Raw genomic sequence first — 24240 nt, forward strand, 5'->3', positions numbered from 1 at the left:
CGCGGTGGGCTGAGCCGGCTCCCGCAGGAGCCGGCTGGATGCCGGTCAGGGAGACGGGCAGTCCGTTTCGCGGCACAGCTTGTACTCGGCCAGACACTGCTCGGAGGTCTTGCCCCGCGGTCCCTGTGATGTACGCAGGCACTGCTCGTACTTCAGCGTGCAGAACTCGCAGGTTCCTGCGGCGAAGGCCAGGCCGGTCACGGCCATGCCAAGGAACATCACGGTCTTCAAGGTCGTCTTGATCATCACGTCAGTCCTTTGTCTGCCCTTCATTGGGCGCGGCCACCATAGCAGTCCTTTGGGCACGCCCCTGATGCACTGCGGCACACGCCGGCTGCACGTGCAGCAGGTGCGGCATCAATGCGTCGCACCCCGGCATTGAATGCGGTGCGAGGGCAAGCGTGCATCGAAGCAAGGGTCGCACTGTGGGCATTCCATGCGGGAATGGCGCCGAGCATAGATCCCTACACTACCTTGCGCGCGCTGCACTGCCGCAGGGCATTGCCGGTCGGCGGTGCTGCGTTCTACGCTGGCGGCATGGCCCTGCACAGCACCGCGTCGATTATCCGCATTCCCCACGGGAAGGCGGGGTAGCGCGCGGTCGTCACGGCCATGCAACCCGCCCGGGAAGGCGGGTTGCATACAGCGCTCTCCCGGGTAGTGGAATCCACCAAGGAGAACGCAGATGCACGACCTTTCATCGAACGACCCTGCGCCGACCCTGCACCTGGTGTGCGGCAAGATCGGTGCCGGCAAGTCCACCCTGTCGCAGCAGTTGGCGTTGAAGCCGCGCCACGTATTGATCAGCGAGGACGCATGGCTGGCGGCGCTGTATCCGGGCGAAATCCATTCCATTACCGACTATCTGCAGCGCGCAACCACGTTGCGCAATGCGCTGGCCGATCATCTGCGCGCATTGCTGCAGGCGGGTGTTTCGGTGGTGCTCGATTTCCCATTCAATACGCCCGCCAGCCGCGCGTGGGCGCGCGAAGTGTTCTCGCCGGCTGGCGCTGCACATCAACTGCATTTTCTCGATGTGGCCGACGAGGTCTGCAAGGCGCGGCTGCGCGCGCGCAATGCACTCGGCGAGCATCCATTCCAGGCCAGTGACGAGGAATTCGAGCAGATCACCCGCCACTTCGTTGCACCTGCCGCGGAAGAGGCCTTCGTGGTGATGCGCTACACCGAGGCAGGCCCGGCATAGCGCGGTTGGTTCAGTCGACGAAGGCCGGCTTGCCCTCGGTGGCGGTCTGCACCAGTGTCCTGCGGAAGGTCTCGACCAGCGGGCGCAGGTTGATGCGGTGCCAGGCCGCCCACAGCGGCGTGCGGTAGCTGAACCACGGCAGCTCGCGCAGCACCACGCCCTCCGGTGCCTGGTGGTCCAGGCTGCGCTGGATGGTGGTCAGGCCCAGCCCAGCGGCGACCAGCCCAAGCGCGGCCAGTGGTTCGGTCGCCTCCATGGCGATGGTCGGGGTGAAACCGGCCTTCGCGCAGGCGGCGATGAAGGTGTCATGGCGCAGCGCGCTTTCCTTGTGCATCACGCCGATCCACTGCTGGCTGGCGAGATCCTCGGGCGTGATGGTCTCTGCGCTGGCCAGTGGGTGGCCGGCCGGCAGCGCCAGCAGCATCGGATCGTTCAGCACCTGCGTGGCTTCCAGGTCCGGATCGTCGAACGCGGGTGGTTCGCAGACCAGGGCGATGTCCAGGCTGCGTTGCCGCAGGCCTTCCAGCTGCACGTCCGACTGCTGGTTGTACAGCGCGATGTGTACGGCAGGACGGTCGCCGCGCAGTTCGCGCAGGGCGGTGGGCAGTACGCCGGAGTGCATCGCGTATTCCAGATAGCCGATGCACAGGCCGCCTTCATCGCCGCGGCCGAGCCGGCGCGCCAGCGATTCCAGCCGGTTGGCGTGGGTCAGCAGGGCGCGCGCCTCGGCCAGGAAGGTGCGGCCATCGGCGGTCAGCCGGATGCGTTGCTGCGAGCGTTCGAACAACTGCAGTTCCAGCCGTTCCTCCAGCTGGGCGATCTGGCGGCTGAGCGGGGATTGGGAAATGTGAAGGCGCTCGGCGGCGCGGCCGACGTGTTCATCTTCGGCGACGGCCACGAAATAGCGCAGTTGGCGGAGATCGAGCATAAGACCATCTGGGACTCAAGATGGATAAATTATGTCTTGGACAGTCTTATTGGGCAAGCCTAGCCTATACCTCAACCTCAACAACCTCCCCAAGGGGAACCCCATGAGCATCAACACTCTGCTGGCTGGCAAGACCCTCGGCTTCGGTACCGCGCCGCTGGGCAACATGTTCCGTGACATTCCGGAAGCCGAGGCCCAGGCCACGGTGGACGCGGCCTGGGAACAGGGCACCCGCTACTTCGATACCGCCCCGTTCTACGGCGCCGGCCTGGCCGAGATCCGGCTCGGCGACGCGCTGGCCAAGCGCAACCGCGACGATTTCGTGCTCAGCACCAAGGTCGGCCGCCTGATCCTGGACGAAGTGGAAGACACCAGCGCCCGTGACCTTGGCGAGAAGGGCGGCCTGTTCGTCGCCGGCCGCCCCAACAAGCTGGTCAACGACTACTCGGCCGATGCCACCCTTCGCTCGATCGACGACAGCCTCAAGCGCCTGAAGACCGATCGTCTGGATATCGTCTGGGTGCACGACATCGCCCAGGACTTCTACGGCGATGAGTGGCTGTCGTACTTCGAGACGGCACGCCGCGGCGCTTTCAAGGTGCTGACCCGCCTGCGCGAGGAGGGCGTGATCAAGGCCTGGGGCCTGGGCGTCAACCGTGTCGAGCCGATCGAGCTGACCCTGGACCTGGACGAAGCCCGTCCGGACGGCTTCCTGCTGGCGGGCCGCTACTCGCTGCTCGACCATGAGCGTGCGCTGCAGCGGGTGATGCCGAAGGCGGCCGAGCGCAACACCGGCATCGTGGTCGGCGGTCCGTACAGCTCCGGCGTGCTGGCCGGTGGCAGCCACTTCGAGTACCAGAAGGCGTCGCCGGAGATCCTGGCCAAGGTCGAGCGCATCAAGGCCATCGCGGCCGAGTACGGCATCAGCATCAAGGCGGCTGCCCTGCAGTTCTCGCTGGCCAACCCGGCGGTGGCTGCGGTGATCCCGGGCGCCAGCCGTCCCGAACGCATCGCCGAGGACTACGCCGCACTGAAGGAAATCATCCCGGCAGGGTTCTGGCAGGAGCTGCGTGCCCAGGGCCTGGTCGCTGCCAACGCCCCGCTGCCGATCGACAACATCTGAGTCCCCAAGGAGACATGCCCATGGCAACTGCATCTGTATCCATCACCGTGCCGACCCCGGCTGACCAGGTCTGGAACCTCATCGGCGGCTTCGATTCGCTGCCCGACTGGCTTCCGTACATTCCCCAGAGCACGCTCAGCCAAGGCGGTCGCGTGCGCCATCTGGCCAATCCCGATGGCGATGCCATCGTCGAGCGCCTGGAAGCCTTCGATCAGGCCGATCGCAGCTACACCTACTCGATCCTGCAGGCCCCGTTCCCGGTCACCGGCTATCGATCCACCCTGCGTGTGGTCGAGCAGGGCGGCGGTTCGCGGATCGACTGGTCCGGTGAGTTCACTCCGGTGGGCGTCAGCAACGAAGAAGCGTCCGCGCTGTTCGAGGGCATCTATCGCGATGGCCTGAAGGCACTGGAAACCACGCTGGCCGGGTGAATGCCCGTGTGGCGTTGACCGCATGCAGACGCCCCGGCCGGTCCGGGGCGTTTGCGTGTCAGGGTGCGGGCGTCGGTCCACCGCAGGCGACGCGATGCATGGGAAAGTCCATTGCCTGCTTCGGATTGTCCTGCGCGATCTCGATGCGCGCATGCGCGCGCTGGTCGTCGAGGCGCCGATAGTGGATACGCTGTGGGAAGTCGTTGGCGGGATTCTCGAACACGGCTTCATTGCCATCGACCCGGGTGGCGTTGAAGTCTGTGGCGTTCTGGCCAGAGGGCAGGGCGGTCAGTACCAGGCGGCCGTCGTCATGCTGGCGCAGCTGCATGAACTCGAAGCCCACGGTGCGACCGTCACGCAGGCTGCGGCTGCTGCCGAACAGGGTGTTTCCAGCCAGGGTGGACCACTGCTCGCCGGCACCGGCCGGCTGGCCATCAAGCTGCCAGCAACCGGCCAGCCAGGCCAGGTGTTCGATCTTCGAGGGTGAGGTGGACGAGGCGTGCGGGGCCGCGAGCAGTAGCGGCAACAGGGCCAGGGCGATGCGGAGCGACATCGGTGCCTCCATGCGCGGGGATGTGCGGCCTGTATAGCGCCCGCGGGATCACGCGGCCAGTGCCGTCCTTTCCAGTATTGATTCCGATACGATCTGTCGCATTGAGCCCGCCTCGTTTGACCCGGAGTCCTGTCATGGTCGACCGTCTCGCCATTCTGCTTGAACGTTTTGCGGTCACCGCCTCGGTGTTCCATGCCGGCGCGCTGTGCGGCATCAACACGCTGGACGGCGAGGACGAGGCTGGGCAGTTGCACCTGGTGCGGCGCGGGCCGCTGCAGGTCAGCCACGGGCAACAGACCGTGCAGGTCGAAGTGCCGAGCCTGCTGCTGTATCCGCGGCCGATGCCACATCGCTTCAGTACCGACCCGCAGCAGGGCGCCGACATGGCCTGCGCCAACCTGTATTTCGAGGGCGGCCGGCTCAATCCGATCAGCGCCGCGCTGCCTGATTTCATCTGCCTGCCGCTGGCCGATCTGTATGGCGGCAACGCGGCGCTGGAACTGCTGTTCGAAGAGGCCTTCGAGCAGCGCTGCGGGCGGGCGGCGATGGTCAACCGGCTGTTCGAGGTAGTGATGATCCAGGTGCTGCGCCAGCTGATGGAAGGCGGCGAGATGCGCGGCGGCCTGTTCGCCGGGCTGGGTCATCCGCGGCTACGGCTGGCGCTGGTGGCAATGCACGAAGCGCCCGCACAGTCCTGGACCCTGGAAGACCTGGCCGAGGTTGCCGGCATGTCACGCAGCGTGTTCGCCGCCAGCTTCCGCGAGGCGATGGGCACCACGCCCGGCCAGTACCTTCAGGGGTGGCGGGTCGGGCTCGCACAGCAGGCGCTGCGACAGGGGCGGCCACTGAAGCGGATCGCCGACGATGTGGGCTACGGTAGCGAGGCGGCGCTGTCGCGCGCGTTCAAGGCGCACACCGGGCAGTCGCCACGGGAATGGCGTGGACAGGCCCGCGCCAACGCGGCCTGAGCGTCAGCCCAGCACCAGCCGGGCCAGCTTCATGCCACCGAACAGACCGGCCAGGCCCAGCGCCACCGAGCCACCGGCATACAGTGCCGCCAGCCCATGCTGGCCACGCTGCAGCAGCAGGCCGATCTCCAGCGCATAGGTGGAAAACGTGGTGTAGCCGCCGAGGATGCCGGTGGCGAGCAGCAGGCGCAGCTGCGGCGAGGCGCCATTGCGCATGGCGAAGACCTCGACCACCACGCCCATCAGCAGCGCACCGCTGATGTTGATCAGGAAGGTCGACCAGGGCCAGGGACTGCCGACTGCCACCCGCGCGCCGATCAGGTTGCAGGCGTGGCGCAGGCAGGCGCCGATGCCGCCTCCGACGAAGACCAGGAAATAATTGTTCAATGCTTGCATGGCGTGCCTCGAATGCGGGTTCGCAGGGTCAATGGCGAACGCCGAGGGCAGGCACGACCTGCCGTCGACGAACACCGGGTTCGTCCTGGCAGGAGCCATCAGCCTTCTCAGGCGGTTATCGGGGGAGCCCCATCCCCATCGCGGTCCATGCTACCAGCGGCGGGGCATTCACGTCATCGAGGTCGTCAGCACGCGGGCAACCTTGCTGCGGCTGAAGCCATCCATCAGCAGTTCGAACGCCAGCAGATCCAGTGCCGCGTGGCGGCGATGATCGATCTCCAGCCCGTTCTCGGCCACCAGGTGGCTGACCAGCTCGTAGGCGTCCTGCCAGACATCCAGGTGGGCCTGGCTGGGGATGTAGGCGCTGCCAGGTTCGCCGACGCCAAGCCCGCTCACTCCGTACAGAAGTTCGCGCGCGTCCATCTTGGCCGCATCGGCGATACGGAACAGCTGTTCGGCCTTCACATGCGAAGCGCTCACATGGTCGTTGAGCCAGTTGCTGATGGTTGCCGTCGTTGATTTGGCGGCGCGGGCCAGAGCGGCCGGGCGTGGGTGCCCGGCTTTCTTCATGGCGATAGCGAGTCGTTGGCCGAGAGTATTCATCTATGCAAGCCAGCTTAACGCGTGGAATGCGAAGAAGCCTTGTCACAAGAATAAGGTTGGTTAACAGAGGGACCGACCGTGATCGAATTCTGGAGCAAACGGCAGGTGCGCACCCGGCTGGGATTCCGCACCGACGCCGAACTGGCCCGCTTCTTTGGTATCAGCCGTTCCGCAGTGTCGCAATGGCCTAGGGACTTCCCGATTCCGGCCCTGAGGCAGTACATCCTGCATCAGCGCTATCCGAACCTGTTCCCCACGACAGAAGCGTCGGCGGGCGAATCCATCTGACTTGCGCCGCCTTTTGTCGCATCTAGCACGCTAAGCGCCTTCTGCTAAGTATGCTTAGAAAAATAGGCAAAATCGATCGATCTGAAGGTCACAATCGGTGTCATCTACTGGAGGAGTCGGTCCAGGGTTCCTGCGACCTGTCGGCTTCACCCCATCCGGGGGACCCATGTCCCCGTATGTAGTTTCGTGAACGATTAATAATTTCAATCACGAAAGTCGCTGCATGTAATTGACCTGTCGTGAAATCTATGACTAATTGGCATCAACCGGGCGTGAAGCCTGGGAGTCTTTCAGTAGCACGCAAGTGAGTCGGTAGACCGTCAACAATGCAGAACAAGTCCAACGGAGGTCGTATGGAATACGGCATGCATGGCTTGGCTGAACGGGTACGCCGCGAACTGGAAGCCAGTTACCACAAACACGGATGCGGTCCGGCGTTCTGGGATACCTACCAGCAGGTGCTGGACCGCCTGGTCCCGCAGGGGACCGAGCGTACCGAAGTCACCAACGAAATGGCGCTGATCATCGAGCAGTTGGGCATCGTGCGACGTGCGCAGCTGGTTCCGCCGCACGCCAGCGGGCCGCGTTGATTCAAAGCAGGCGCCAGGCGCCGCAGGCAAGCAGCGCCAGCAACAAGGACAGCAGGGCCAGGGTCCGGGGTCGCCACAGGCGCTTCGGTTGTCCGGCCATCGCCTGCGGACTGCAGTAACGCACCAGTCCCGGACCGAAACCGGCCCGGTGCTGCTGTTGTGCGCAGGCCTCCAGGCAGGCGCCGCAGGCCAGGCAATCGGCCTGCGGCCCCTGGCGGATGTCCAGCTGCATCGGGCAGGCGCTGACACAAGCAGCGCAGTCGGTGCAGTCACCGAGGCGATCGGCGCTGAAGGTCGGCATCGGTCCGGCCAGCAGCGGATGCGCAGCGCGGAACACGTAGTCCTGCGCAGTTGTTGGATCGAGCAGGCCACGACCGCGACCGAGCACGCCGCCCAGGCCGGACGGACGCGGTCCGCGCGGCTCGCCGCGGCGGGCGTCGTACAGCATGCGCGGCGTATGCGGATCGGTCAGCAATGGCTGCATGCGTGCGAACGGGCACAACGAACGGCAGACCTGCTCGCGCAGGAAGCCGGCGTTTCCCCAGGTGGCAGCGGCATAGAACAGCACCCAGAACGTTTCCCAGCCGCTCCAGCCAGCGTTTGGCGCAGCGGCCAGCAATCCGGTGATCGGGCTGAACAGGCCGACGAAGGTAATGCCGGTCCACACGGACAGCAGTCCCCAGGCCAGCTGGGTGCCCGGGCGTACAGCAGGTGCAGGCAGCATGCGGGCCGCGCTGCGGGCAATCCAGTCGAAGGCGCGCCTCCACAGCGTCTGCGGGCAGGCGTGACCGCACCACACTCGGCCGGCGAGATGGGTAAGCAGCGCCAGGCCGACGGCGAGCACCGTCAGCAGGCCGATCAGCACGCCGACGTCGCCGGGCCACAGGGTCCAGCCAAACAGGTCGAATCGCCGCGCATTGATGTCCAGCAACAGCGCCTGGCGTCCGTCCCAGCGCAGCCACGGCAGTGCGTAGAACAGCGCCAGCAGGGCGGCGCTGAGCGTGCCGCGCCAGTGCCAGGGACGGGGAATCCGGGTGCAGGACGTGCTCATCCCAGCGGCAGCTCGTCGTCGTCATCGCTCGGCATGGGCCGCTGCAGGTACCAGGTGACCGCGCTGGACAGTGCCGTCACCAACCAGAACATGAAGAATCCCGCCGTATAACCCAGCTCGCGGCTGATGGCCGTGCCCGGGAAACTGATGGCCTGCAGGCGCAACGGATCGACGAAGGCGAAGAACACCACGCTGGCCACGCCGGCGGCGATGAAGCTGGGCCAGAGGATGGCGCCCCACTGCTGGATCAGCCGCTGGCGGCGGTTGGGAGAAGGTCTGTTCATGCTGTCCCGGATCGAAAAGTGGGCGGCGCGTATACTTCGCCAAGGCTGGCGCAGCATCCGCAGGGCATGCTTCCTGCAAGCGTGCCAGCCTAGGTGCAGCGGACTGCGCCGACATTGATCTGGATCAACGGCGCTGCCGCCTGGGTGCGGCACACTGCCGGCACGCTTTGGGTACCCCGATGAACGCAATACCGCCGCCTGTCCTCCCCGTCGCCTCGCCCGAGTTGTGCACCGAGCAGGAAGTGACCCGTCTGGTTCACGATTTCTATGCCCGCGTGCGCGAGGAAGAGCGGCTGGGACCGGTGTTCGGGGCGCACGTCCACGATTGGCCCGAGCACCTGGCGCAGCTGGTCGACTTCTGGTCGGCGATGCTGCGCGGCACCCGCCGGTTCAAGGGCTCGCCGATGTCCAAGCACATGGCCATCGAGCTGGACAAGGATCTGTTCGACCGCTGGCTGGTGCTGTTCCGGATCACCACCGCCGAATGCAACAACCCGCCGATGCAGGAGCTGGCCAACGACGTGGCCGCGCGCATCGGTGACACCTTCTGGAAGCGCTACCAGATGCTGCGCTGGCCGCAGGTCGGCCTGCCGGTGCTGGGGATCCCCGGCAAGGATTGATCTGGGTCAAGGCGGCGCAGGCCGCCCGGCGCGATGCTGGCGGCATGGACACGTTCTCTCCCGCCGCCGGTGGCCTGGCCTGGACCTTCGACCCCGACCTTCTGCGCCGGCACGACCGGCCGGGCCCGCGCTACACCTCGTACCCGACCGCGCCGCATTTCCATGATGGCTTCGACGCGCCGGCGCTGCGCCAGGCGATCGCCGACAGCAACCAGCTGGCCCGCGCGCTGTCGCTGTACGTGCATGTGCCGTTCTGCTCCAGCCCCTGCTTCTACTGCGGCTGCAACCGGGTGATCACCCGCGACCGCGGCCGTGGCCACAGCTACGTCTCGCGCGTGCTGGCCGAGGCCGACCTGCTTGCGCCGCAGTTCGATGACGGCCGCGAGGTGATCCAGCTGCACCTGGGCGGCGGTACGCCGAACTTCCTCGACGCCGAGGCGATGACCACGCTGGTGGAAGGGTTGCGCCGACGCTTCGATTTCAGCGATTCGCCGCAGCGCGATTTCTCGATCGAACTCGATCCGCGCTTCATCGACACCCGCGACGTCGCCATGCTGGCGCGGCTGGGCTTCAATCGGGCCAGCCTGGGCGTGCAGGATTTCGACCCGCAGGTGCAGGAGTCGATCAACCGCATACAGGGCGTGCAGCAGACGCTGGACATCCTGCGCGCCTGCCGCGACAGCGGCATGCGTTCGGTCAACGTCGACCTGATCTATGGCCTGCCGGGGCAGAGCCTGGATGGATTCGGCCGCACCCTTGAACTGGTGCTGGCGCTGCGCCCGGATCGCCTGGCGGTGTATGGCTACGCGCATCTGCCGCATCTGTTCCGCGCGCAGAAGCAGATCGACGAAAGCCGTTTGCCTTCGCCGGAAGACAAGCTGGCATTGCTGGGCCTGGCGGTGGAGAAGCTCTCTGCCGCGGGCTATCAGTACATCGGCATGGATCACTTCGCTCTGCCGGAAGAGGATCTGTCGCGCGCGCAGCGCGCCGGCCAGCTGCATCGCAACTTCATGGGCTATACCACCCACGCCGATACCGATCTGCTCGGCCTGGGCGTGAGTGCGATCAGTCACATCGGTGCCACCTACAGCCAGAATCCGCGCGACCTGCCGTCGTGGGAGGACGCGGTGGACCAGGGCCAGCTGCCGGTCTGGCGCGGCGTGGCGTTGAGTGCCGACGACCAGCTGCGTGCGGAACTGATCCAGCAGCTGATGTGCCAGGGCGAGGTGGATGGCGTGCTGCTGGGGCAGCGTCACGGCGTGGATTTCGAGCAGTACTTCGCCGAGGACCTGCGTTCGGTGCAGCGGCTGCAGGAAGATGGCCTGGCCGAATACCGCGATGGCGTGGTGCGTGCCAGCGAACCCGGGCGACCGTTGCTGCGGTTGCTGGCGATGTGCTTCGACCCGTATCTGCGTGCCGCGCACGAGCAACCGCGTTACTCGCGGGCGATCTGAAGGTGGCTTATGCTGCGTGCGTGTGGTGCCCGGAGCCGGAATCGAACCGGCATGGGGTTGCCCCCGGCGGATTTTAAGTCCGATGCGTCTACCAGTTTCGCCATCCGGGCCTGCAGCGCGGCGCCGATTGTAGCCCACCTGCGGTACTGCGACCGGATTGCATCTCGGCGGCGGCGCGCTTAACTGTCGATCGCATTCATGTCATAGTCCCTGCCATCGTTCCCAGGGGGGGAGCCACCTGATGTCGCTGCACGCGATTGCCTACGCCAGTGAGGCCCGCGCCGATCTGCAGACAACCGATCTTGACCGCCTGCTGGCCGACGCCACGGCATTCAATCGTGTAGCCGGTGTCACCGGTGTCCTGATGTTCGACGGAGCACGCTTCCTTCAGTATCTGGAAGGCCCGGAGGACGGCATCGATTCGGTGTTCCAGCGCATCCTCAACGCGCGCAGCCACGGGCAGCTGAAAGTGCTGTGCCGTGCACCCGTGGTGCAGCGCGCATTTCCACGCTGGTCGATGGGCACGCGGCGGATCGAGCCGGAGCTGCTGGCGCAGATTGTCGATGCCGCGTGGCCCGGCTTCCTGCTTGGCAGCGGTGGATTCGAGCGCCTGCTGCAGGCCTGGACCGGCGCCGACGGTGAACTGGAACCGGCCGCGGTGGCGTTGGGGTCCTGAGCCCGCCTTGGCGGCAGGGCGCCGGGGCCGGTAGGCTGTAGCCTTTCTGGCGCAGGTTTTCCGGAGTGGTACAGCAGATGAGTGTGTTGGCCGAAGCCATGGCAGCGTATGTGCGATCGCATCCGTTGCACGGGATGTGCCGATGAGTGCGCCGGTTGCGGCGGCCAACGCACCCCGGTTTGCGGTGATCGGCCTGGGCTACGTCGGCCTGCCGTTGGCGGTGGCGTTTGGCCGGCAGTGGCCGACGTTGGGCTTCGATATCGATGCCGGTCGCATCGCCGAGCTGCGCAGCGGCCAGGACCACACGCTGGAAATGGAAGCCGACGAGCTGGCCAGTGCGCAGCTGCTGCAGTACGGCAGCGATCCGGCACTGCTCGATGCCTGCAATGTCTACATCGTCACCGTGCCGACCCCGATCGATGCATACGAGCAGCCCGACCTGGAGCCCCTGCGTTCGGCGACACGGCTGATTGCCAGTCATCTTCGCGCCGGCGATCTGGTGATCTACGAGTCCACGGTGTACCCCGGTACCACCGAGGAAGTGTGCGTGCCGCTGCTGGAACAGGGTTCGGGCCTGCGCTTCAACGAAGACTTCTATTGCGGCTACAGCCCGGAACGGGTCAGTCCCGGCGACCGCCAGCGGCGCTTGGCCGACATCCGCAAGATCACGTCCGGCTCGACACCGGAAGTCGCTGCGGTAATCGATGGTCTCTACCAGCGCATCATCGCCGCCGGTACGTTCCCGGCACCGTCGATGCGCGTGGCCGAAGCAGCCAAGGTGGTCGAGAACATCCAGCGCGACGTCAACATCGCGCTGGTCAACGAGCTGGCCCTGATCTTCGACAGGCTCGGCATCGATACCCAGGACGTACTGGACGCCGCTGGCAGCAAGTGGAATTTCCTGCCGTTCCGGCCAGGATTGGTTGGCGGTCACTGCATCGGCGTCGATCCGTACTACCTGCTGCACAAGTCCGAGAGCGTGGGCTACCACCCGGACCTGATCCACACCGCACGACAGGTCAACAACCGCGTCGGCGAGCACGTGGCGACGCGGGTGCTGGCGATGCTGGCCGAGCGCGGCCGCGCGCCGGCGGACGCACGCATCCTGGTGCTGGGCGTGACCTTCAAGGAGGATTGCCCGGACCTGCGCAACAGTCGCGCGCTGGAACTGGCACAACGGCTGCGCGATGCCGGTGCACAGGTGGAGGTCAGCGACCCGTGGGTCGGCCCTGCGGCATTGACCGGCGAGGGCCTGGATTGGCTGGCCGAACCCGCGGCGGGGCGTTATGACGCGGTGGTGCTGGCGGTGGCCCACGCCCGTTTCAGGGCGATGGATGAATCCGCAATCCGGGGGCTGCTGGCGCCGGGTGGCCTGGTCTACGACGTGAAATCGGCCTGGCCGCGCAACGTGGTTGACGATCGCTTGTAAGCCCGGGCAGCGAGCGTCGCGGTAGACTCGGGGGCAGTTGCAACCGAGGAAAGCCATGCACCGGTATATCGTCTACCTGCTCGCCATCCTGATGTTCCCGATATGCCTGTGGCTGGCCACGATCTGGCCTGCCTGGTATTGGGGCGTCGGCCTGACTGCCGCGATGGTGGCGCTGGGGACCTGGGACCTGCTGCAGAAGCGCAGCACGCTGCGCCGCAACTATCCGGTGATGGCGCACTTCCGCTACGGGCTGGAATCGATCGGCCCGGAGATCCGCCAGTACTTCGTGCAGAGCGACCTGGAAGACGTGCCGTTCTCGCGCCAGCAGCGGGCACTGATCTACCAGCGCGCCAAGAACGAGATGGACACGGTGCCATTCGGCACCCTGCGCAGCACCTATGCGGTGGACTACGAGTGGATCAATCATTCGCTGGCACCGACCGCCATCGCCAAGCATGACTTCCGCGTGTTGATCGGCCCGAACTGTGCCAAGCCCTATTCGGCCAGCGTGTTCAACATCTCGGCGATGAGTTTCGGTTCACTGTCGGCCAATGCCATCCGCGCGCTGAACGAAGGCGCACGCCGAGGGGGCTTCTACCACGACACCGGCGAAGGTTCGATCTCGCCCTACCATCGCGAGATGGGCGGTGACCTGGTATGGGAGATCGGCTCGGGCTACTTCGGTTGCCGTGACGAGAAGGGCGGTTTCAGCGAGGAGCGCTTCGTTGCCAATGCCACCCATGATCAGGTCAAGATGATCGAGATCAAGCTGTCGCAGGGCGCCAAGCCCGGCCACGGTGGCGTGCTGCCGGCGCCGAAGGTGACCGCCGAGATCTCGGTGACCCGTGGCGTGCCGATGGGGGTGGACTGCGTGTCGCCGTCGCGTCATTCGGCGTTCTCGACGCCGGTCGAGCTGCTGCAGTTCGTCGCCCGTCTGCGCGAGCTGTCCGGTGGCAAACCGGTCGGTTTCAAGCTGGCGATCGGCCACCCGTGGGAGTGGTTCGGTATTGCCAAGGCGATGCAGGAAACCGGGTTGCTGCCGGATTTCATCGTAGTCGACGGCGCCGAGGGCGGCACCGGTGCGGCACCGGCCGAGTTCGTCGACCATGTCGGCGTGCCGATGCACGAGGCGCTGCTGCTGGTGCACAACACCCTGGTCGGCCTCGACCTGCGCGATCGCATCCGCATCGGTGCGGCCGGCAAGATCACCAGTGCGTTCGACATCGCGCGGACCATCGCGCTGGGAGCCGACTGGTGCAATGCCGGCCGAGGCTTCATGTTCGCGCTGGGCTGCATCCAATCGCTGAGCTGCCACACCGACAAGTGCCCGACCGGCATCGCAACCCAGGATCCTGCGCGCTGGAAGCATCTGGATGCACCGGACAAGGCCACCCGTGTGTACAGCTACCACGAGCACACGCTGCATGCCTTGAAGGAACTGTTGTGTGCCGCAGGCCTGAATGATCCGGCTGAACTGGGGCCGGAACACATCCTGCGCCGTGTTTCGCCGGTGGAGATCCGTTCGCTGGCCTCGCTGTACCGCTACCTGGAACCGGGCGAGCTGCTGCACAAGGTGCCCGACCATGCGGTGTTCCATGCGTTCTGGGCAGATGCACGCAGTGACTCGTTCCAGCCGCCTCCGAAGATCCAGGCACTGCGCGCCAGCAAGTCGCGATAACGCCCCTGTAGCGTCGAGCCATGCTCGACTGCCTTTCTGGAACGAAGAACTGTCGAGCATGGCTCGACGCTACAAGGAGGCATCATGCAGTTCAGGACCGGCACCATGGACGATGTCGCCACGCTGTGGGCACTGCGCACGCGTTGCGTTCGCGAGACCTGCAGCAGCCACTATCCGGCGGAGATCATCGCACCGTGGTCGGCTTCGCCGCCGCCGTCGCAGTACGCACGGCTGCTGGGGCAGGGCGGCTGCGTGGTGGCCGAGGACGGGCAGGGTGTCCTGCTCGGCTTCGGTGTGATTGATACCGATGCCAATGAAGTCGATGCGTTGTTCGTCGATCCGGATCGTGGCGGCAAGGGCATTGGCCAGGCGCTGATGCAGCGCCTGCTGGCGATGGCCGATCCTGAGCATGAGGTGGTGCTGTCAGCCTCGCTCAATGCCGTGCCGTTCTATCAACGGCAGGGGTTCATCAGCGTGCGCGAAGAGACTTACCCGCATCCCAGCGGCGTGGCGCTGGCCTCGGTGAGCATGCGCCGGCCGTGGTGATGTAGCGTCGAGCTTGCTCGACTCTACAAGGCAGGCGTCACCGCTCCGCCATCCACCCGATCACGCCTTCCGCAGCACGCAGGCCACTGGCGTAGCACGCGGTCAACAGGTAGCCACCCGTCGGTGCCTCCCAGTCCAGCATCTCGCCGGCGCAGAACACGCCGGGCACTGTCCGCAGCATCAGGCCATCATCCAGCGCATCCAGGCGCACGCCACCGGCGGTGCTGATCACCTCGGCCATCGGCCGGGGACGCTGTAGGCGCAGCGGCAGGCGCTTGAGCGTAGCCGCCACGGCAGGCAGGTCGTTGCCCGCTTCTTTACCCAGAATCTCGAACACCAGTGCGGCTTTCACTGCATCCAGGCCGGCCTGGCGGCGCAGGTGCTCGCCGAAGCTGCGGCCCTTGCGCGGGCGCGACAGATCGGCCAGCAGGCGCGCCTCGTCGCGGCCCGGCACCAGGTCCAGCCACAGCATCGCGTGGCCATCGCGGTTGATGGTCTCGCGCAGGTCCGCCGCCAACGCATAGATCAGGCTGCCTTCGATGCCGTACTCGCTGGCCACGCATTCGCCCTGCAGCGACTGTGGCTGTCCGGCCAGGTCGACCCAGTGCGCGACCACCGGCTTCAACGGCGCACCGGCATTGCGCTGGGCGAAGAACGGGGTCCAGTCCACGTCGAAACCGCAGTTGGCCGACTGCAGCGGTGCGATGTCCACGCCACGCGCCTGCAGTGGCGCGACCCAGGCACCGTCGCTGCCCAGCTGCGGCCAGCTGCCGCCGCCCGTGGCCAGCACAGTGGCATCGGCGTGGACGTCGATCTCGTCCGCCTCTGTGGCGAAGCGCAGCGTGCCGTCGTTGCCCCAGCCGATCCAGCGGTGGTTGGCGTGCAGACGCACACCCTGCTCTTTCAGGCGGCGCACCCAGCCGCGCAGCAATGGCGCTGCCTTGCGGTCGACCGGGAATACGCGGCCGGAGCTGCCCACATAGGTCTCCACGCCGAAGCCGGCGGCCCAGTCACGCAGCGCCTGCGCGTCGAAGCCATCCAGCCAGCGACCGACCACTTCGGCCTGCTCGCGGTAGCGGCTGTCGAACAGCGGCCGCGGATCGGAGTGGGTGAGGTTGAGGCCGCCCTTGCCGGCGATCAGGAACTTGCGGCCGGGTGAACCCTTGGCCTCGTACAGGTCCACGTCCAGCCCAGCGGCGCGCAGGCGCTCGGCGGCGAACAGGCCGGCCGGGCCACCGCCGATGACGGCGACCCGATGGGGCGTTGCGGTATTACGGTTTGACATCGAGCAGCTCGACGTCGAACACCAGCGACGAGCCAGCCGGGATCGGGCCGACCCGGCGGTCGCCGTAGCCGTAGTCCGGCGGGATCATCAGCGTGCGCTTGCCGCCGACCTTCATGCCGGCCACGCCCTCATCCCAGCCGCGGATGACCTGGCCGGCGCCGAGCGCGAAGGTGAACGGTTCGCCACGGCTGACCGAGCTGTCGAAGGTCTTGCCGTGCTTGCTCTCGGTGCGGTTGTCGTAGATCCAGCCGGTGTAGTGCACGGTCACCTTGCTGCCGGAGACGGCCTCGGTGCCGGTGCCGGGCACGGTATCGATGCGCTCGAAGGTGGTCAGGGTGCCGCCGGGCGGCGGGCCGGACGGTTCGGTCGAACAGCCGGCGGCGGCGAGGGACAGCAGCAGGGGAAGCAGCAGGCGGCGCATCGGGCGTCTCCAGAAGGGCGCAGGGCGAGGGCGGCAAGGGTAGCGCATCGGCGCCGGGTATCATGGGGGCATGGCAAAACTCCTGCTCAATCTGCGTAATGTCGGCGACGACGAATATGCCGATGTCTGCACGCTGCTCGACCAGCATGGCATCGCCTGGTATCGCACCGAACCCAGCCCCTGGGGCATTTCCAACGGCGGCCTGTGGCTACGTGAGGACGCCGATCATCTGCGTGCGAAGGCGCTGATGGCGGAGTACCAGGCCGAACGCGGGCCGCGCATCCGGGCCGAGCGCGAGCAGGCGTTGCGCGAGGGCACGGCGGAGACCTTCGGCAGCCTGTTCCGGCGCCGACCGGGGTATGTGGTGCTGGTGCTGCTGGCGATGGCCGGTGCGGCTGCGCTGGTATTGCTGCCGTTCGTGCTGTTGCGGGGGTAAGGGGTTTCGGCCGGGTTGCACCCGGCACCCGCGGTAGTGCCGGCCGCTGGCCGGCAACAGCAACAGCAACCGCAGGCAATCTGTGGTGGGCAGGGCGGTGTGGGCAGGCGGGACACGCCGTAAACCCCGCTCCGCGGTCCGGCCCAGCCGCTGGCGACTGTGCGTTCGGGCGCTTGCGAAGCAGTGCTTCGCAAGCAAAGCGCCCTCACCCTTGGGGGCTCGATGGCGCCATCCATGGCGCCAACGGTCCCGCCTGCTCACACCGCCCTGCCTCTGACAGTTCCCGTGATCTGTCGCAGATCCACGCCACGGGTGGATGAACGTGAAAATCTGACCCTGGGGCGGTCTGGCGCTAAAATGCCAGGATGATCGCCAATACCGCCGCCTACCATTTCGCCGTCATCGACGCTCCCCAGGCCCTGTGCGACCAGTTGCTGGCGCGTGCCGAGGCGGCGCAGCTGCGGGGCACGATCCTGGTGGCGGGCGAGGGGCTGAACCTGTTCCTGGCGGGTGCGCCGGAGGCGATCGAGAACTTCTACGCGGCACTGCGTTCTGACGCGCGCTTTGCCGACATGCGGGTCAAGACCAGCCTCAGTGAGCATCAGCCGTTCGCGCGGCTGAAGGCGAAGGTGAAGGACGAGATCATCAGCTTCCGCCGTGACGACGGTCAGCCGCTGGACTATCCGCGCGCGCCGGCAATCGATCCGGCCACGGTGCAACGCTGGTTGCGGCAGGGGCATGACGACGCCGGCAAGCCGGTGGTGATGCTCGATACGCGCAATCTGCAGGAAGTGGAGTACGGCACCTTCAAGGATGCGCTGGTGCTGCCCATCCACAAGTTCACCGACCTGCCCGAGGCGCTGGCGCCGCACCGCGAAGCGCTGAAGGACAGCACCGTGGTCAGTTTTTGCACCGGCGGCATCCGCTGCGAGAAGGCCGCGCTGTGGATGGTCAACGACGGCATGGACAACGTGCTGCAGCTCGATGGTGGCATCCTCGGCTACTTCGAGGAGGTGGGCGGCGAAGGCTACGAAGGCCGCTGCTTCGTGTTCGATGAGCGCGTGGCGCTGGATGCCGAGCTGAAGCCGATGGTTGACCAGCCGCTGGCCGAGCCGCGCCCCAGCGCGTTCTGATGCTTCCCCGGTAGAGCCGGCCGCTGGCTGGCTGCGAAGCCATCTACCTGTATGCCGGCCAGCGGCCGGCACTACCAATCGCGCTTGGCGCGGATCAGGGCACCCCGGATCGGCGCAGCCAGCCCTGAACCCGCCCCACGGGAATCAGCATCCCGCCACCGTCACTGGCCGCCGCGCCCGGCCGTCCCCATGCATGGGGGATCCTGTGACGGAAAAACGCCTGATGATCCCGTTGTCGATCCTTGACCTGGCCCCGGTCTGCGAGGGCAGTGACACCACCGCTGCCTTCGCCAACATGCTGGAACTGGCCCAGCACGCCGATGCGCTGGGCTACCGCCGCTACTGGCTGGCCGAACACCACAACATGCCCGGCATCGCCAGTGCGGCCACCGCCGTGCTGATCGGTCACGTGGCGGGTGGCACAAAGCGCATCCGCGTCGGTGCCGGCGGCATCATGCTGCCCAACCATGCGCCTCTGCAGGTGGCCGAGCAGTTCGGCACGCTGGCCTCGCTGTATCCGGACCGCATCGACCTTGGCCTGGGCCGTGCGCCGGGCACCGATCAGCCGACCGCGCGTGCACTGCGCCGCTATTTCGACAGCGCCGACCAGTTTCCCCAGGACGTGCGCGAGCTGCTGCACTACTTCGAGCCGGTACAGCCCGGGCAGGCGGTGCAGGCCGTTCCCGGTGGCGGCCTGCGGGTGCCGACCTGGATCCTCGGTTCGAGCCTGTTCGGTGCGCGCATGGCCGCCTCGATGGGCCTGCCGTATGCATTCGCCTCGCATTTCGCGCCCGACGTGATGGACGAAGCGCTGGCGGTGTACCGCCGTGAGTTCCGCGCCTCGGCCACGCTGAAGCAGCCGCACGCGATGCTGGCCCTGAACGTCGTTGCCAGCGACAGCGAAGCCGAATCGCGGCGCCTGTTCACCAGCCAGCAGCAGAGTTTTGTGAACCTGCGTCGCGGCCGCCCGGGCAAGATTCCGGCACCCATCGACGACATCGAGTCCTTCTGGGAGCCGCACGAAAAACTGGGCGTGGAGCGGGCACTGGCCTGCACCGTCCTCGGCGATCCGCAACAGGTGGCCGATGGCATCGCCGCGTTCGTTGAACGGCACAAGCCCGACGAGCTGATGCTCACCGCCAACCTGTACGACCACCGCGCGCGCCTGCGCTCGTTCGAACTGACCATGCAGGCCTGGCACGCCCGCCACGCGGGCTGAACAATTGCGTCACGGCCCATTGCGGCCGAACCGCGTCTGATGGGGGCTCATATCGAAGGAGCCCCCTCATGGCCGACACCCGCGCCGAACACATCGCCCAGCTGGCAGATCTGATCAAGGACGTGGAGGTGGCGATGTTCACCACCACCGGCGTCGACGGACGGCTCTACAGCCGGCCGCTGGCCACCCAGCAGGTCACTTTCGACGGTGACCTGTGGTTCGTCATCACTGCCGACAGCCCGAAGGTGGCCGAGATCGCGCTCGATCCGCGCGTCAACGTGGCCTATGCCTCGCCATCGAAGAACACCTACGTGTCTGTGGCGGGGCGCGCGCGGGTTGTCGATGATCGCGCGAAGATCGAGGCGCTGTGGTCACCGGCGATGAAGCTGTTCTTCCCGGGCGGCAAGGACGACCCGAACCTGCGCCTGATCCAGGTGCGTGCCGACTCGGCCGAGTACTGGGATGGGCCGGGCACGCTGCTGGGCACGGCGCTGAGTTTCGTGCTGTCGGCGGTGCAGGATGAGCCGGCGGCGTTGGCCGACAACGGGTTCATCGACCTGCGCTGAGAGCTTCATCCACGCATGGCGTGGATCTACTGATTCCAGGCACGCGTGTTTCCCAGTAGATCCACGCCATGCGTGGATGGGGGCGACCCCGGTGAATTCCGGTGCTCAGAACCAGCGCTGGAACAACTCCACCGTATAGCCCACCAGCTGCCCCGAACTGAAACCGAAGAACGCGATCGCGGCCAGCGCCGCGATCCAGTTGAACAGCATCAGCGCGCCATCGCGTTCCAGCAGTGCCAGCGAGAACAGCAGCAGCTGGAAGCCGAACAGGAAGTTGGTGAAGGGAATCGGCAGCGACAGCAGCAGGCCCAGCAACACCAGCAGCAGGCCAGTGAAGGCGTGGGCGGGCAGCGGTGTCAGCAGCTGCGGCAGGCGCGGTTTCAGCATCTTGTCCAGGCGCCGCAGCGGGCGGTCGATGCGGTCCAGGAAACGGTGCATGGTGCTGCGCTTTGGCCCGCGGCGGGCGATGAAGCCGGGCAGCCAGGGCCTGCGCAGGCAGCACAGCATCTGCAGGCCGATCAGGATCACCAGCGGGCCGCTGACCGCGCCGCCCATGCCCGGGATCGGGATGAACGACGGCAGGATCGCCACGAACAGGAACACGCCGAACGCGCTTTGCTGCAGGTTGCACAGGATCTGGCCGAGCGGCATGTGCTCGGCCGGGTCGCCGGAGGCGAACATCTCCAGCAGGGTGCGGATGCCCTCGTTACGGTAGGCCGGGCGCTGCTCGCCCGGACCCTGGCCGGCCTCAGGCGGTGAGCTCATCGGCCTGCTCGTCGGACAGCGTGCGCAGCAGCAGCTTGTCCACCCGTGCACCGTCCAGGTCGACCACCTCGAAGCGCCAGCCGGCCCAGTCGAAGTATTCACCTGCGTGCGGGATGCGGCCGAAGTAGTGGATGCACATGCCGGCCAGCGTGTAGTAGTCGCCATCCTCGGCATCGGGCAGGTCGTTGCTGCCGATCAGCTCGCGCAGGTCCTCGATCGGCAGCGAGCCGTCCACCAGCAGCGAGCCGTCCTCGCGGGTCACCACCAGCGCATCTTCGTCGGCATTTTCCACTGCCTGCAGGCGGCCGACCACGGCGCCCATCAGGTCGCTGATGGTCACCAGGCCCTGGATCTCGCCGTACTCGTCCACCACCAGCGCCATTGACTGCTGTTCCTCGCGGAAGATCTCCAGCAGCTTCATCGCGTGGGTCGATTCGGAGACATAGAGCGGTTCGCGCAGGGTCTGGAACAGCGCGTTGTCGCCGCGCGCCATGCGCGTGGCCAGCGATTTCAGTTCAAGCACGCCGACCACGTCCATGTCGTTGTCGCGCAGCACCGGGTAGCGCGAGAACTCGTGCTCGGCCATGATTTCCAGGTTGCGTTCCAGCCCGGCCTGGGTATCCAGCCAGGCGATGCGGTTGCGCGGCGTCATCAGGCTGTCGGCGGTGCGGTCGCCCAGGCGCATGACGCGGTTCATCATGTCGCGCTCGTGGGCGTCGATCACGCCGGCCTCGTGGCTCTCGGCCACCAGCATGCGGATTTCTTCTTCAGTCACCGAGGCGACTTCATCCTTGCCCAGGCCGAACAGGCGCAATACCAGCTGGGTGGTCTTGGACAGCAGCCAGACGAAGGGCAGGGCCAGCTTGGCCAGCCAGCTCATCGGCATCGCGACCAGGCCGGCGATGGCCTCGGAGCGGGTCAGCGCCAGGCGCTTGGGCACCAGTTCGCCGAAAATCAACGTGATGAAGGTGATCAGGCTGACCGCCAGCGCGGTGCCGATGTTGCCGGCATAGGCAAAGCCCGGCATCAGGCCCTGGATCCAGCCGCCGAAGGCCTCACCCAGCGCCTCACCGCCGAGATAGCCGGTCAGCACGCCGATCACGGTGATGCCGATCTGCACGGTGGACAGGAAGCTTTCCGGCTTCTCCGACAGCTCCAGCGCCTTGGCCGCGCGCTTGGAGGTGGCGGCCATCTGCTTCAGGCGGCTCTTGCGCGAGGTCATGACCGACATCTCGGACATGGCGAAGAAGCCGTTCAGCAGAACAAGCGCGAAGACAATCAGGATCATTTCAAACACGGGCGTCGTCCCCGGTTGGTGGCAGGGAGGGCGGGTGCTTGCGATGGCGGCTGGCGCTCAGGAACGGGGTCCGGCGCGGCGCAGGGGGATAAGGGTCGTCGTCCATAAGGTGCGCCCGAAGGCGCGCTGGCATCTTAGCAAAGGGGCGTGGCAGGGTGGCAACCGCCTGTTCAGGTTGGGGGTTCCAGAGCCCCGAAAGGGGGCGGGGATACCCGAGATGGTCATCTAGCCGTCATAATTCGTCCTGGTGCCGTCCTTCCCGCGACGGCTGACAGGTTTCTCAATGTTCTCTCTGCAGACCATTTTCGGTTCCGGCAAACAGTTCTACACCCTGCTTGATGAGGCCGCCGTCGCGGCTTCCGACGCCGCCAAGGCGCTGCACTCCATGCTGCGCGAGGCCGACCGCCAGCCCGCGCTGGACGCCTTCAAGCTGGCCCGCCTGCGCGAACGCGCGGCCTCGGACAAGATCAGCCAGGCGCTGGTGGACAGCTTCATGACCCCGATCGAGCGCGAGGACATCGAAGCGCTGGGTTCGGCGCTGTACAAGATTCCCAAGCAGATCGAGAAGTTCGCCGATCGCTATTCGCTGGCCACGACCCACCTGGAACACATCGACTTCGCGCCGCGCGCGGCGATGCTGGAACAGGCCGCCAGCGTGGTGGTGGAGATGGTGGCCGACCTGCGCCACATGAACCTGGACCGGATGACCGCGCTCAACGAGAAGCTGCGCTCGCTGGAGAACGAGGCCGACCGCCTGATGCTCGAGCTGTACCGCGACATCTATTCGGGCCGCCTGGACAACCTGCAGATGTTCCTGCTGAAGGAATTCTTCGAGATCCTGGAAAAGGCCATCGACCGCTGCCGCGAGGCCGGCGTGGTGGCGTACCAGATCGTGTTGAAGAACAGCTGACGGACGCCGCCGCATGTTGACCCTTGTCCTGGTGGTGATCCTGGCCGCGCTCGTCTTCGAGTTCATCAACGGCTTCCACGACACCGCCAATTCCATTGCCACCGTGGTGGCGACCAAGGTGCTCTCGCCCGGCTGGGCGGTGATGCTGGCCGCGGTCATGAATCTGCTCGGTGCACTGACCGGCACCGCGGTGGCGCTGACCATCGCCTCCGGCCTGCTCAATACCAACGTCGTGGATGTCACCCCGCAGGTGATCCTGTGCGCGTTGCTGGGCGGCATCATCTGGAACCTGATTACCTGGTGGAAGGGCCTGCCGTCCTCGTCCTCGCACGCGCTGATCGGCGGCCTGTGCGGCGCCGGCCTGGCCGCGGCCCACAACAACTGGGACGCGCTGATCTGGTCCGAGCGCCTGGGCAGCTGGGCGCAGAACAAGGGCCTGCTGTGGAAGGTGTTCGTGCCGATGATCACCTCGCCGATCGCCGGCTTCGTGCTCGGCATCGTGGTGATGGTGCTGCTGTGGGCGCTGATCGCCGGCCTGGCCAAGATCGGTGGTGCCATCGGCCGCCTGGCCCGCCCGCGCATCGTCAACGCGTTCTTCGGCAAGGCCCAGATCGCCTCGGCGGCCTACATGGGCTTCGCCCACGGCCACAACGATGCGCAGAAGACCATGGGCATCATCGCGATGACCCTGATCGGTGCCGAGGCGACCGGCGCACTGAACGACCTGCCGTCCTGGTTGGCCTTCATGCACCCGGATGCGCATGCTGGTGACGGCATCGCGATGTGGATCGTGCTGACCTGTGCGGTGGTGATGGCTGCCGGTACCGCTTCGGGCGGCTGGAAGATCATCAAGACCCTGGGCCACAAGATGGTCAAGCTGCACCCGATCCACGGCTTCGCCGCGGAGACCAGCTCGGCCACCATCCTGACCCTGGCCGCCCACTTCGGCATGCCGGTCTCGACCACGCACAGCATCTCCACCGCGATCATGGGCGTCGGCTTCGCCAAGAACCCGCGCTCGCTGAAGTTCGGCGTGATCGAACGCATCGTCTGGGCCTGGATCCTGACCATCCCGGCAGCCGGTGGCTGTGCGTACCTGATCCTGAAGCTGTTCGAGCTGTTCGGCTGGACCTGATCGCCACGCCAAGGTTGCAAACGAAAAAGCCCGCCGGATACCGGCGGGCTTTTTTCATGGGCAAAGAATTTTTCCGCACACATCGTGTCGACCAAGGTCGACACCTACCAGAGCAGAAACAGGATCCGATCCCGTGCCGACCAACGGTCGGCACCCGCCAACAGCGCACGGAAACTGTCGAAGGCGGGGTGGGATGGGCAGGCGGGGGCGCAGAGCGCCATGGATGGCGCTCTACGAGGCACGCAGGAGCA

At 66.3% G+C, this 24240-nt stretch carries 29 protein-coding genes, 1 tRNA gene and 1 riboswitch; of the genes, 18 read left to right on the forward strand and 12 right to left on the reverse strand.

Annotation, left to right across the window (positions count from 1 at the left end):
• Positions 1 to 45 precede the first annotated feature (45 nt).
• Positions 46 to 246, reverse strand: coding sequence for a hypothetical protein (locus EKL94_RS02075; RefSeq protein WP_260473360.1), 201 nt, complete (start codon positions 244 to 246; stop codon positions 46 to 48).
• A gap of 439 nt (positions 247 to 685) precedes the next feature.
• Here EKL94_RS02075 and EKL94_RS02085 point away from each other — a divergent pair, with 439 nt between their 5' ends.
• On the forward strand, positions 686 to 1204 hold the full coding sequence (locus tag EKL94_RS02085) for a P-loop nucleotide/nucleoside kinase family protein (RefSeq protein WP_126927793.1): 519 nt from the start codon (positions 686 to 688) through the stop codon (positions 1202 to 1204).
• 10 nt (positions 1205 to 1214) lie between these two features.
• Here the strand turns inward: EKL94_RS02085 and EKL94_RS02090 are convergent, their stop codons facing one another.
• Positions 1215 to 2132 (reverse strand): LysR family transcriptional regulator, encoded by a 918-nt coding sequence (locus EKL94_RS02090; RefSeq protein ID WP_126927794.1) that lies wholly within the window; start codon positions 2130 to 2132, stop codon positions 1215 to 1217.
• 103 nt (positions 2133 to 2235) lie between these two features.
• Between EKL94_RS02090 and EKL94_RS02095 the strand changes: the two genes are divergently transcribed.
• Positions 2236 to 3255: an aldo/keto reductase gene (locus EKL94_RS02095; RefSeq protein ID WP_126927795.1), complete on the forward strand. Its 1020-nt coding sequence runs from the start codon at positions 2236 to 2238 to the stop codon at positions 3253 to 3255.
• 20 nt (positions 3256 to 3275) lie between these two features.
• Positions 3276 to 3686, forward strand: coding sequence for an SRPBCC family protein (locus EKL94_RS02100; RefSeq protein ID WP_126927796.1), 411 nt, complete (start codon positions 3276 to 3278; stop codon positions 3684 to 3686).
• Positions 3687 to 3744: 58 nt separating this feature from the next.
• On the opposite strand, the gene EKL94_RS02105 is transcribed toward EKL94_RS02100, so the two are convergent.
• Positions 3745 to 4239, reverse strand: a complete 495-nt coding sequence (locus EKL94_RS02105; protein WP_126927797.1) for a DUF6265 family protein — start codon at positions 4237 to 4239, stop codon at positions 3745 to 3747.
• Between the two features lie 134 nt (positions 4240 to 4373).
• On the opposite strand from EKL94_RS02105, the gene EKL94_RS02110 reads away from it, so the two are divergent.
• Positions 4374 to 5207: an AraC family transcriptional regulator gene (locus EKL94_RS02110; protein WP_126927798.1), complete on the forward strand. Its 834-nt coding sequence runs from the start codon at positions 4374 to 4376 to the stop codon at positions 5205 to 5207.
• 3 nt (positions 5208 to 5210) lie between these two features.
• Here the strand turns inward: EKL94_RS02110 and crcB are convergent, their stop codons facing one another.
• Together crcB and EKL94_RS02120 are read right to left on the reverse strand one after the other, a co-directional pair.
• The gene (gene crcB / locus EKL94_RS02115) at positions 5211 to 5603 is read right to left on the reverse strand and encodes a fluoride efflux transporter CrcB (protein ID WP_005412844.1); all 393 of its coding nucleotides are present in this window, start codon (positions 5601 to 5603) and stop codon (positions 5211 to 5213) included.
• Between the two features lie 82 nt (positions 5604 to 5685).
• Positions 5686 to 5749, reverse strand: a riboswitch (Fluoride riboswitch).
• A gap of 22 nt (positions 5750 to 5771) precedes the next feature.
• Positions 5772 to 6173 (reverse strand): XRE family transcriptional regulator, encoded by a 402-nt coding sequence (locus tag EKL94_RS02120; RefSeq protein WP_049447507.1) that lies wholly within the window; start codon positions 6171 to 6173, stop codon positions 5772 to 5774.
• Positions 6174 to 6284: 111 nt separating this feature from the next.
• Here EKL94_RS02120 and EKL94_RS02125 point away from each other — a divergent pair, with 111 nt between their 5' ends.
• Together EKL94_RS02125 and EKL94_RS02130 are read left to right on the forward strand one after the other, a co-directional pair.
• Positions 6285 to 6494 carry a helix-turn-helix domain-containing protein gene (locus EKL94_RS02125; protein ID WP_126927799.1) on the forward strand — a complete coding sequence of 70 codons (210 nt, stop codon included), beginning with the start codon at positions 6285 to 6287 and terminating at the stop codon, positions 6492 to 6494.
• Positions 6495 to 6847: 353 nt separating this feature from the next.
• Complete coding sequence (locus EKL94_RS02130) at positions 6848 to 7084, forward strand: hypothetical protein (protein ID WP_088025582.1); 237 nt, start codon at positions 6848 to 6850, stop codon at positions 7082 to 7084.
• A 1-nt stretch (position 7085) separates the two neighbouring features.
• Here EKL94_RS02130 and EKL94_RS02135 read toward each other — a convergent pair whose 3' ends face one another.
• Together EKL94_RS02135 and EKL94_RS02140 are read right to left on the reverse strand one after the other, a co-directional pair.
• On the reverse strand, positions 7086 to 8135 hold the full coding sequence (locus EKL94_RS02135) for a 4Fe-4S dicluster domain-containing protein (RefSeq protein WP_126927800.1): 1050 nt from the start codon (positions 8133 to 8135) through the stop codon (positions 7086 to 7088).
• A complete protein-coding gene (locus tag EKL94_RS02140) occupies positions 8132 to 8419 on the reverse strand; it encodes a hypothetical protein (RefSeq protein ID WP_126927801.1) in 288 nt (95 codons plus the stop codon). Before EKL94_RS02140 ends, EKL94_RS02135 begins: the two co-directional genes overlap by 4 nt.
• A gap of 179 nt (positions 8420 to 8598) precedes the next feature.
• Here EKL94_RS02140 and EKL94_RS02145 point away from each other — a divergent pair, with 179 nt between their 5' ends.
• Positions 8599 to 9039, forward strand: coding sequence for a group III truncated hemoglobin (locus EKL94_RS02145; protein WP_126927802.1), 441 nt, complete (start codon positions 8599 to 8601; stop codon positions 9037 to 9039).
• A gap of 44 nt (positions 9040 to 9083) precedes the next feature.
• Positions 9084 to 10493: an oxygen-independent coproporphyrinogen III oxidase gene (hemN, locus tag EKL94_RS02150; protein ID WP_126927803.1), complete on the forward strand. Its 1410-nt coding sequence runs from the start codon at positions 9084 to 9086 to the stop codon at positions 10491 to 10493.
• A 23-nt stretch (positions 10494 to 10516) separates the two neighbouring features.
• On the opposite strand, the gene EKL94_RS02155 is transcribed toward hemN, so the two are convergent.
• Positions 10517 to 10603: transfer RNA gene (locus tag EKL94_RS02155), tRNA-Leu, on the reverse strand.
• Between the two features lie 131 nt (positions 10604 to 10734).
• Between EKL94_RS02155 and EKL94_RS02160 the strand changes: the two genes are divergently transcribed.
• From EKL94_RS02160 to EKL94_RS02175, 4 genes are all read left to right on the forward strand, one after another.
• Positions 10735 to 11169 carry a BLUF domain-containing protein gene (locus tag EKL94_RS02160; RefSeq protein ID WP_032128935.1) on the forward strand — a complete coding sequence of 145 codons (435 nt, stop codon included), beginning with the start codon at positions 10735 to 10737 and terminating at the stop codon, positions 11167 to 11169.
• 142 nt (positions 11170 to 11311) lie between these two features.
• Entirely contained in the window at positions 11312 to 12598 is a 1287-nt protein-coding gene (locus tag EKL94_RS02165; RefSeq protein ID WP_126927804.1) for a nucleotide sugar dehydrogenase, read from the forward strand.
• 55 nt (positions 12599 to 12653) lie between these two features.
• Positions 12654 to 14276, forward strand: a complete 1623-nt coding sequence (locus tag EKL94_RS02170) for an FMN-binding glutamate synthase family protein (protein ID WP_049420983.1) — start codon at positions 12654 to 12656, stop codon at positions 14274 to 14276.
• 84 nt (positions 14277 to 14360) lie between these two features.
• Positions 14361 to 14822, forward strand: coding sequence for a GNAT family N-acetyltransferase (locus tag EKL94_RS02175; RefSeq protein ID WP_126927805.1), 462 nt, complete (start codon positions 14361 to 14363; stop codon positions 14820 to 14822).
• A gap of 37 nt (positions 14823 to 14859) precedes the next feature.
• On the opposite strand, the gene EKL94_RS02180 is transcribed toward EKL94_RS02175, so the two are convergent.
• Both EKL94_RS02180 and EKL94_RS02185 read right to left on the reverse strand, forming a co-directional pair.
• Entirely contained in the window at positions 14860 to 16107 is a 1248-nt protein-coding gene (locus tag EKL94_RS02180) for a TIGR03862 family flavoprotein (RefSeq protein ID WP_126927806.1), read from the reverse strand.
• Complete coding sequence (locus EKL94_RS02185; RefSeq protein WP_126927807.1) at positions 16094 to 16528, reverse strand: FKBP-type peptidyl-prolyl cis-trans isomerase; 435 nt, start codon at positions 16526 to 16528, stop codon at positions 16094 to 16096. The genes EKL94_RS02180 and EKL94_RS02185 overlap by 14 nt, the downstream gene beginning before the upstream one ends.
• Before the next feature lie 70 nt (positions 16529 to 16598).
• On the opposite strand from EKL94_RS02185, the gene EKL94_RS02190 reads away from it, so the two are divergent.
• From EKL94_RS02190 to EKL94_RS02205, 4 genes are all read left to right on the forward strand, one after another.
• Positions 16599 to 16964 carry a DUF6164 family protein gene (locus EKL94_RS02190; protein WP_049413235.1) on the forward strand — a complete coding sequence of 122 codons (366 nt, stop codon included), beginning with the start codon at positions 16599 to 16601 and terminating at the stop codon, positions 16962 to 16964.
• A gap of 365 nt (positions 16965 to 17329) precedes the next feature.
• Entirely contained in the window at positions 17330 to 18097 is a 768-nt protein-coding gene (locus EKL94_RS02195; protein WP_126927808.1) for a sulfurtransferase, read from the forward strand.
• Positions 18098 to 18320: 223 nt separating this feature from the next.
• Entirely contained in the window at positions 18321 to 19316 is a 996-nt protein-coding gene (locus EKL94_RS02200; protein WP_126927809.1) for an LLM class flavin-dependent oxidoreductase, read from the forward strand.
• Between the two features lie 68 nt (positions 19317 to 19384).
• Positions 19385 to 19882, forward strand: a complete 498-nt coding sequence (locus EKL94_RS02205) for a pyridoxamine 5'-phosphate oxidase family protein (RefSeq protein ID WP_126927810.1) — start codon at positions 19385 to 19387, stop codon at positions 19880 to 19882.
• Positions 19883 to 19987: 105 nt separating this feature from the next.
• Here EKL94_RS02205 and EKL94_RS02210 read toward each other — a convergent pair whose 3' ends face one another.
• Both EKL94_RS02210 and EKL94_RS02215 read right to left on the reverse strand, forming a co-directional pair.
• Positions 19988 to 20647 carry an exopolysaccharide biosynthesis protein gene (locus tag EKL94_RS02210; protein ID WP_126927811.1) on the reverse strand — a complete coding sequence of 220 codons (660 nt, stop codon included), beginning with the start codon at positions 20645 to 20647 and terminating at the stop codon, positions 19988 to 19990.
• Positions 20631 to 21935 carry a hemolysin family protein gene (locus EKL94_RS02215; RefSeq protein WP_126927812.1) on the reverse strand — a complete coding sequence of 435 codons (1305 nt, stop codon included), beginning with the start codon at positions 21933 to 21935 and terminating at the stop codon, positions 20631 to 20633. The genes EKL94_RS02210 and EKL94_RS02215 overlap by 17 nt, the downstream gene beginning before the upstream one ends.
• Before the next feature lie 292 nt (positions 21936 to 22227).
• On the opposite strand from EKL94_RS02215, the gene EKL94_RS02220 reads away from it, so the two are divergent.
• Entirely contained in the window at positions 22228 to 22854 is a 627-nt protein-coding gene (locus EKL94_RS02220; protein WP_006431321.1) for a DUF47 domain-containing protein, read from the forward strand.
• Positions 22855 to 22867: 13 nt separating this feature from the next.
• The gene (locus tag EKL94_RS02225; RefSeq protein ID WP_126927813.1) at positions 22868 to 23989 is read left to right on the forward strand and encodes an inorganic phosphate transporter; all 1122 of its coding nucleotides are present in this window, start codon (positions 22868 to 22870) and stop codon (positions 23987 to 23989) included.
• The last annotated feature ends 251 nt before the right edge of the window (positions 23990 to 24240 follow it).

Origin of the sequence: Stenotrophomonas maltophilia (assembly GCF_003970865.1) — a bacterium.
GTDB lineage: Bacteria > Pseudomonadota > Gammaproteobacteria > Xanthomonadales > Xanthomonadaceae > Stenotrophomonas > Stenotrophomonas maltophilia_AR.

Bases quoted from the DNA above. Each gene is read 5' to 3' on its own strand.
- EKL94_RS02075 (WP_260473360.1), bottom strand. From the start codon at position 246: ATGATCAAGACGACCTTGAAGACCGTGATGTTCCTTGGCATGGCCGTG.
- EKL94_RS02085 (WP_126927793.1), top strand. From the start codon at position 686: ATGCACGACCTTTCATCGAACGACCCTGCGCCGACCCTGCACCTGGTG.
- EKL94_RS02090 (WP_126927794.1), bottom strand. From the start codon at position 2,132: ATGCTCGATCTCCGCCAACTGCGCTATTTCGTGGCCGTCGCCGAAGAT.
- EKL94_RS02095 (WP_126927795.1), top strand. From the start codon at position 2,236: ATGAGCATCAACACTCTGCTGGCTGGCAAGACCCTCGGCTTCGGTACC.
- EKL94_RS02100 (WP_126927796.1), top strand. From the start codon at position 3,276: ATGGCAACTGCATCTGTATCCATCACCGTGCCGACCCCGGCTGACCAG.
- EKL94_RS02105 (WP_126927797.1), bottom strand. From the start codon at position 4,239: ATGTCGCTCCGCATCGCCCTGGCCCTGTTGCCGCTACTGCTCGCGGCC.
- EKL94_RS02110 (WP_126927798.1), top strand. From the start codon at position 4,374: ATGGTCGACCGTCTCGCCATTCTGCTTGAACGTTTTGCGGTCACCGCC.
- crcB (WP_005412844.1), bottom strand. From the start codon at position 5,603: ATGCAAGCATTGAACAATTATTTCCTGGTCTTCGTCGGAGGCGGCATC.
- EKL94_RS02120 (WP_049447507.1), bottom strand. From the start codon at position 6,173: ATGAAGAAAGCCGGGCACCCACGCCCGGCCGCTCTGGCCCGCGCCGCC.
- EKL94_RS02130 (WP_088025582.1), top strand. From the start codon at position 6,848: ATGGAATACGGCATGCATGGCTTGGCTGAACGGGTACGCCGCGAACTG.
- EKL94_RS02135 (WP_126927800.1), bottom strand. From the start codon at position 8,135: ATGAGCACGTCCTGCACCCGGATTCCCCGTCCCTGGCACTGGCGCGGC.
- EKL94_RS02140 (WP_126927801.1), bottom strand. From the start codon at position 8,419: ATGAACAGACCTTCTCCCAACCGCCGCCAGCGGCTGATCCAGCAGTGG.
- EKL94_RS02145 (WP_126927802.1), top strand. From the start codon at position 8,599: ATGAACGCAATACCGCCGCCTGTCCTCCCCGTCGCCTCGCCCGAGTTG.
- hemN (WP_126927803.1), top strand. From the start codon at position 9,084: ATGGACACGTTCTCTCCCGCCGCCGGTGGCCTGGCCTGGACCTTCGAC.
- EKL94_RS02160 (WP_032128935.1), top strand. From the start codon at position 10,735: ATGTCGCTGCACGCGATTGCCTACGCCAGTGAGGCCCGCGCCGATCTG.
- EKL94_RS02165 (WP_126927804.1), top strand. From the start codon at position 11,312: ATGAGTGCGCCGGTTGCGGCGGCCAACGCACCCCGGTTTGCGGTGATC.
- EKL94_RS02170 (WP_049420983.1), top strand. From the start codon at position 12,654: ATGCACCGGTATATCGTCTACCTGCTCGCCATCCTGATGTTCCCGATA.
- EKL94_RS02175 (WP_126927805.1), top strand. From the start codon at position 14,361: ATGCAGTTCAGGACCGGCACCATGGACGATGTCGCCACGCTGTGGGCA.
- EKL94_RS02180 (WP_126927806.1), bottom strand. From the start codon at position 16,107: ATGTCAAACCGTAATACCGCAACGCCCCATCGGGTCGCCGTCATCGGC.
- EKL94_RS02185 (WP_126927807.1), bottom strand. From the start codon at position 16,528: ATGCGCCGCCTGCTGCTTCCCCTGCTGCTGTCCCTCGCCGCCGCCGGC.
- EKL94_RS02190 (WP_049413235.1), top strand. From the start codon at position 16,599: ATGGCAAAACTCCTGCTCAATCTGCGTAATGTCGGCGACGACGAATAT.
- EKL94_RS02195 (WP_126927808.1), top strand. From the start codon at position 17,330: ATGATCGCCAATACCGCCGCCTACCATTTCGCCGTCATCGACGCTCCC.
- EKL94_RS02200 (WP_126927809.1), top strand. From the start codon at position 18,321: ATGATCCCGTTGTCGATCCTTGACCTGGCCCCGGTCTGCGAGGGCAGT.
- EKL94_RS02205 (WP_126927810.1), top strand. From the start codon at position 19,385: ATGGCCGACACCCGCGCCGAACACATCGCCCAGCTGGCAGATCTGATC.
- EKL94_RS02210 (WP_126927811.1), bottom strand. From the start codon at position 20,647: ATGAGCTCACCGCCTGAGGCCGGCCAGGGTCCGGGCGAGCAGCGCCCG.
- EKL94_RS02215 (WP_126927812.1), bottom strand. From the start codon at position 21,935: ATGATCCTGATTGTCTTCGCGCTTGTTCTGCTGAACGGCTTCTTCGCC.
- EKL94_RS02220 (WP_006431321.1), top strand. From the start codon at position 22,228: ATGTTCTCTCTGCAGACCATTTTCGGTTCCGGCAAACAGTTCTACACC.
- EKL94_RS02225 (WP_126927813.1), top strand. From the start codon at position 22,868: ATGTTGACCCTTGTCCTGGTGGTGATCCTGGCCGCGCTCGTCTTCGAG.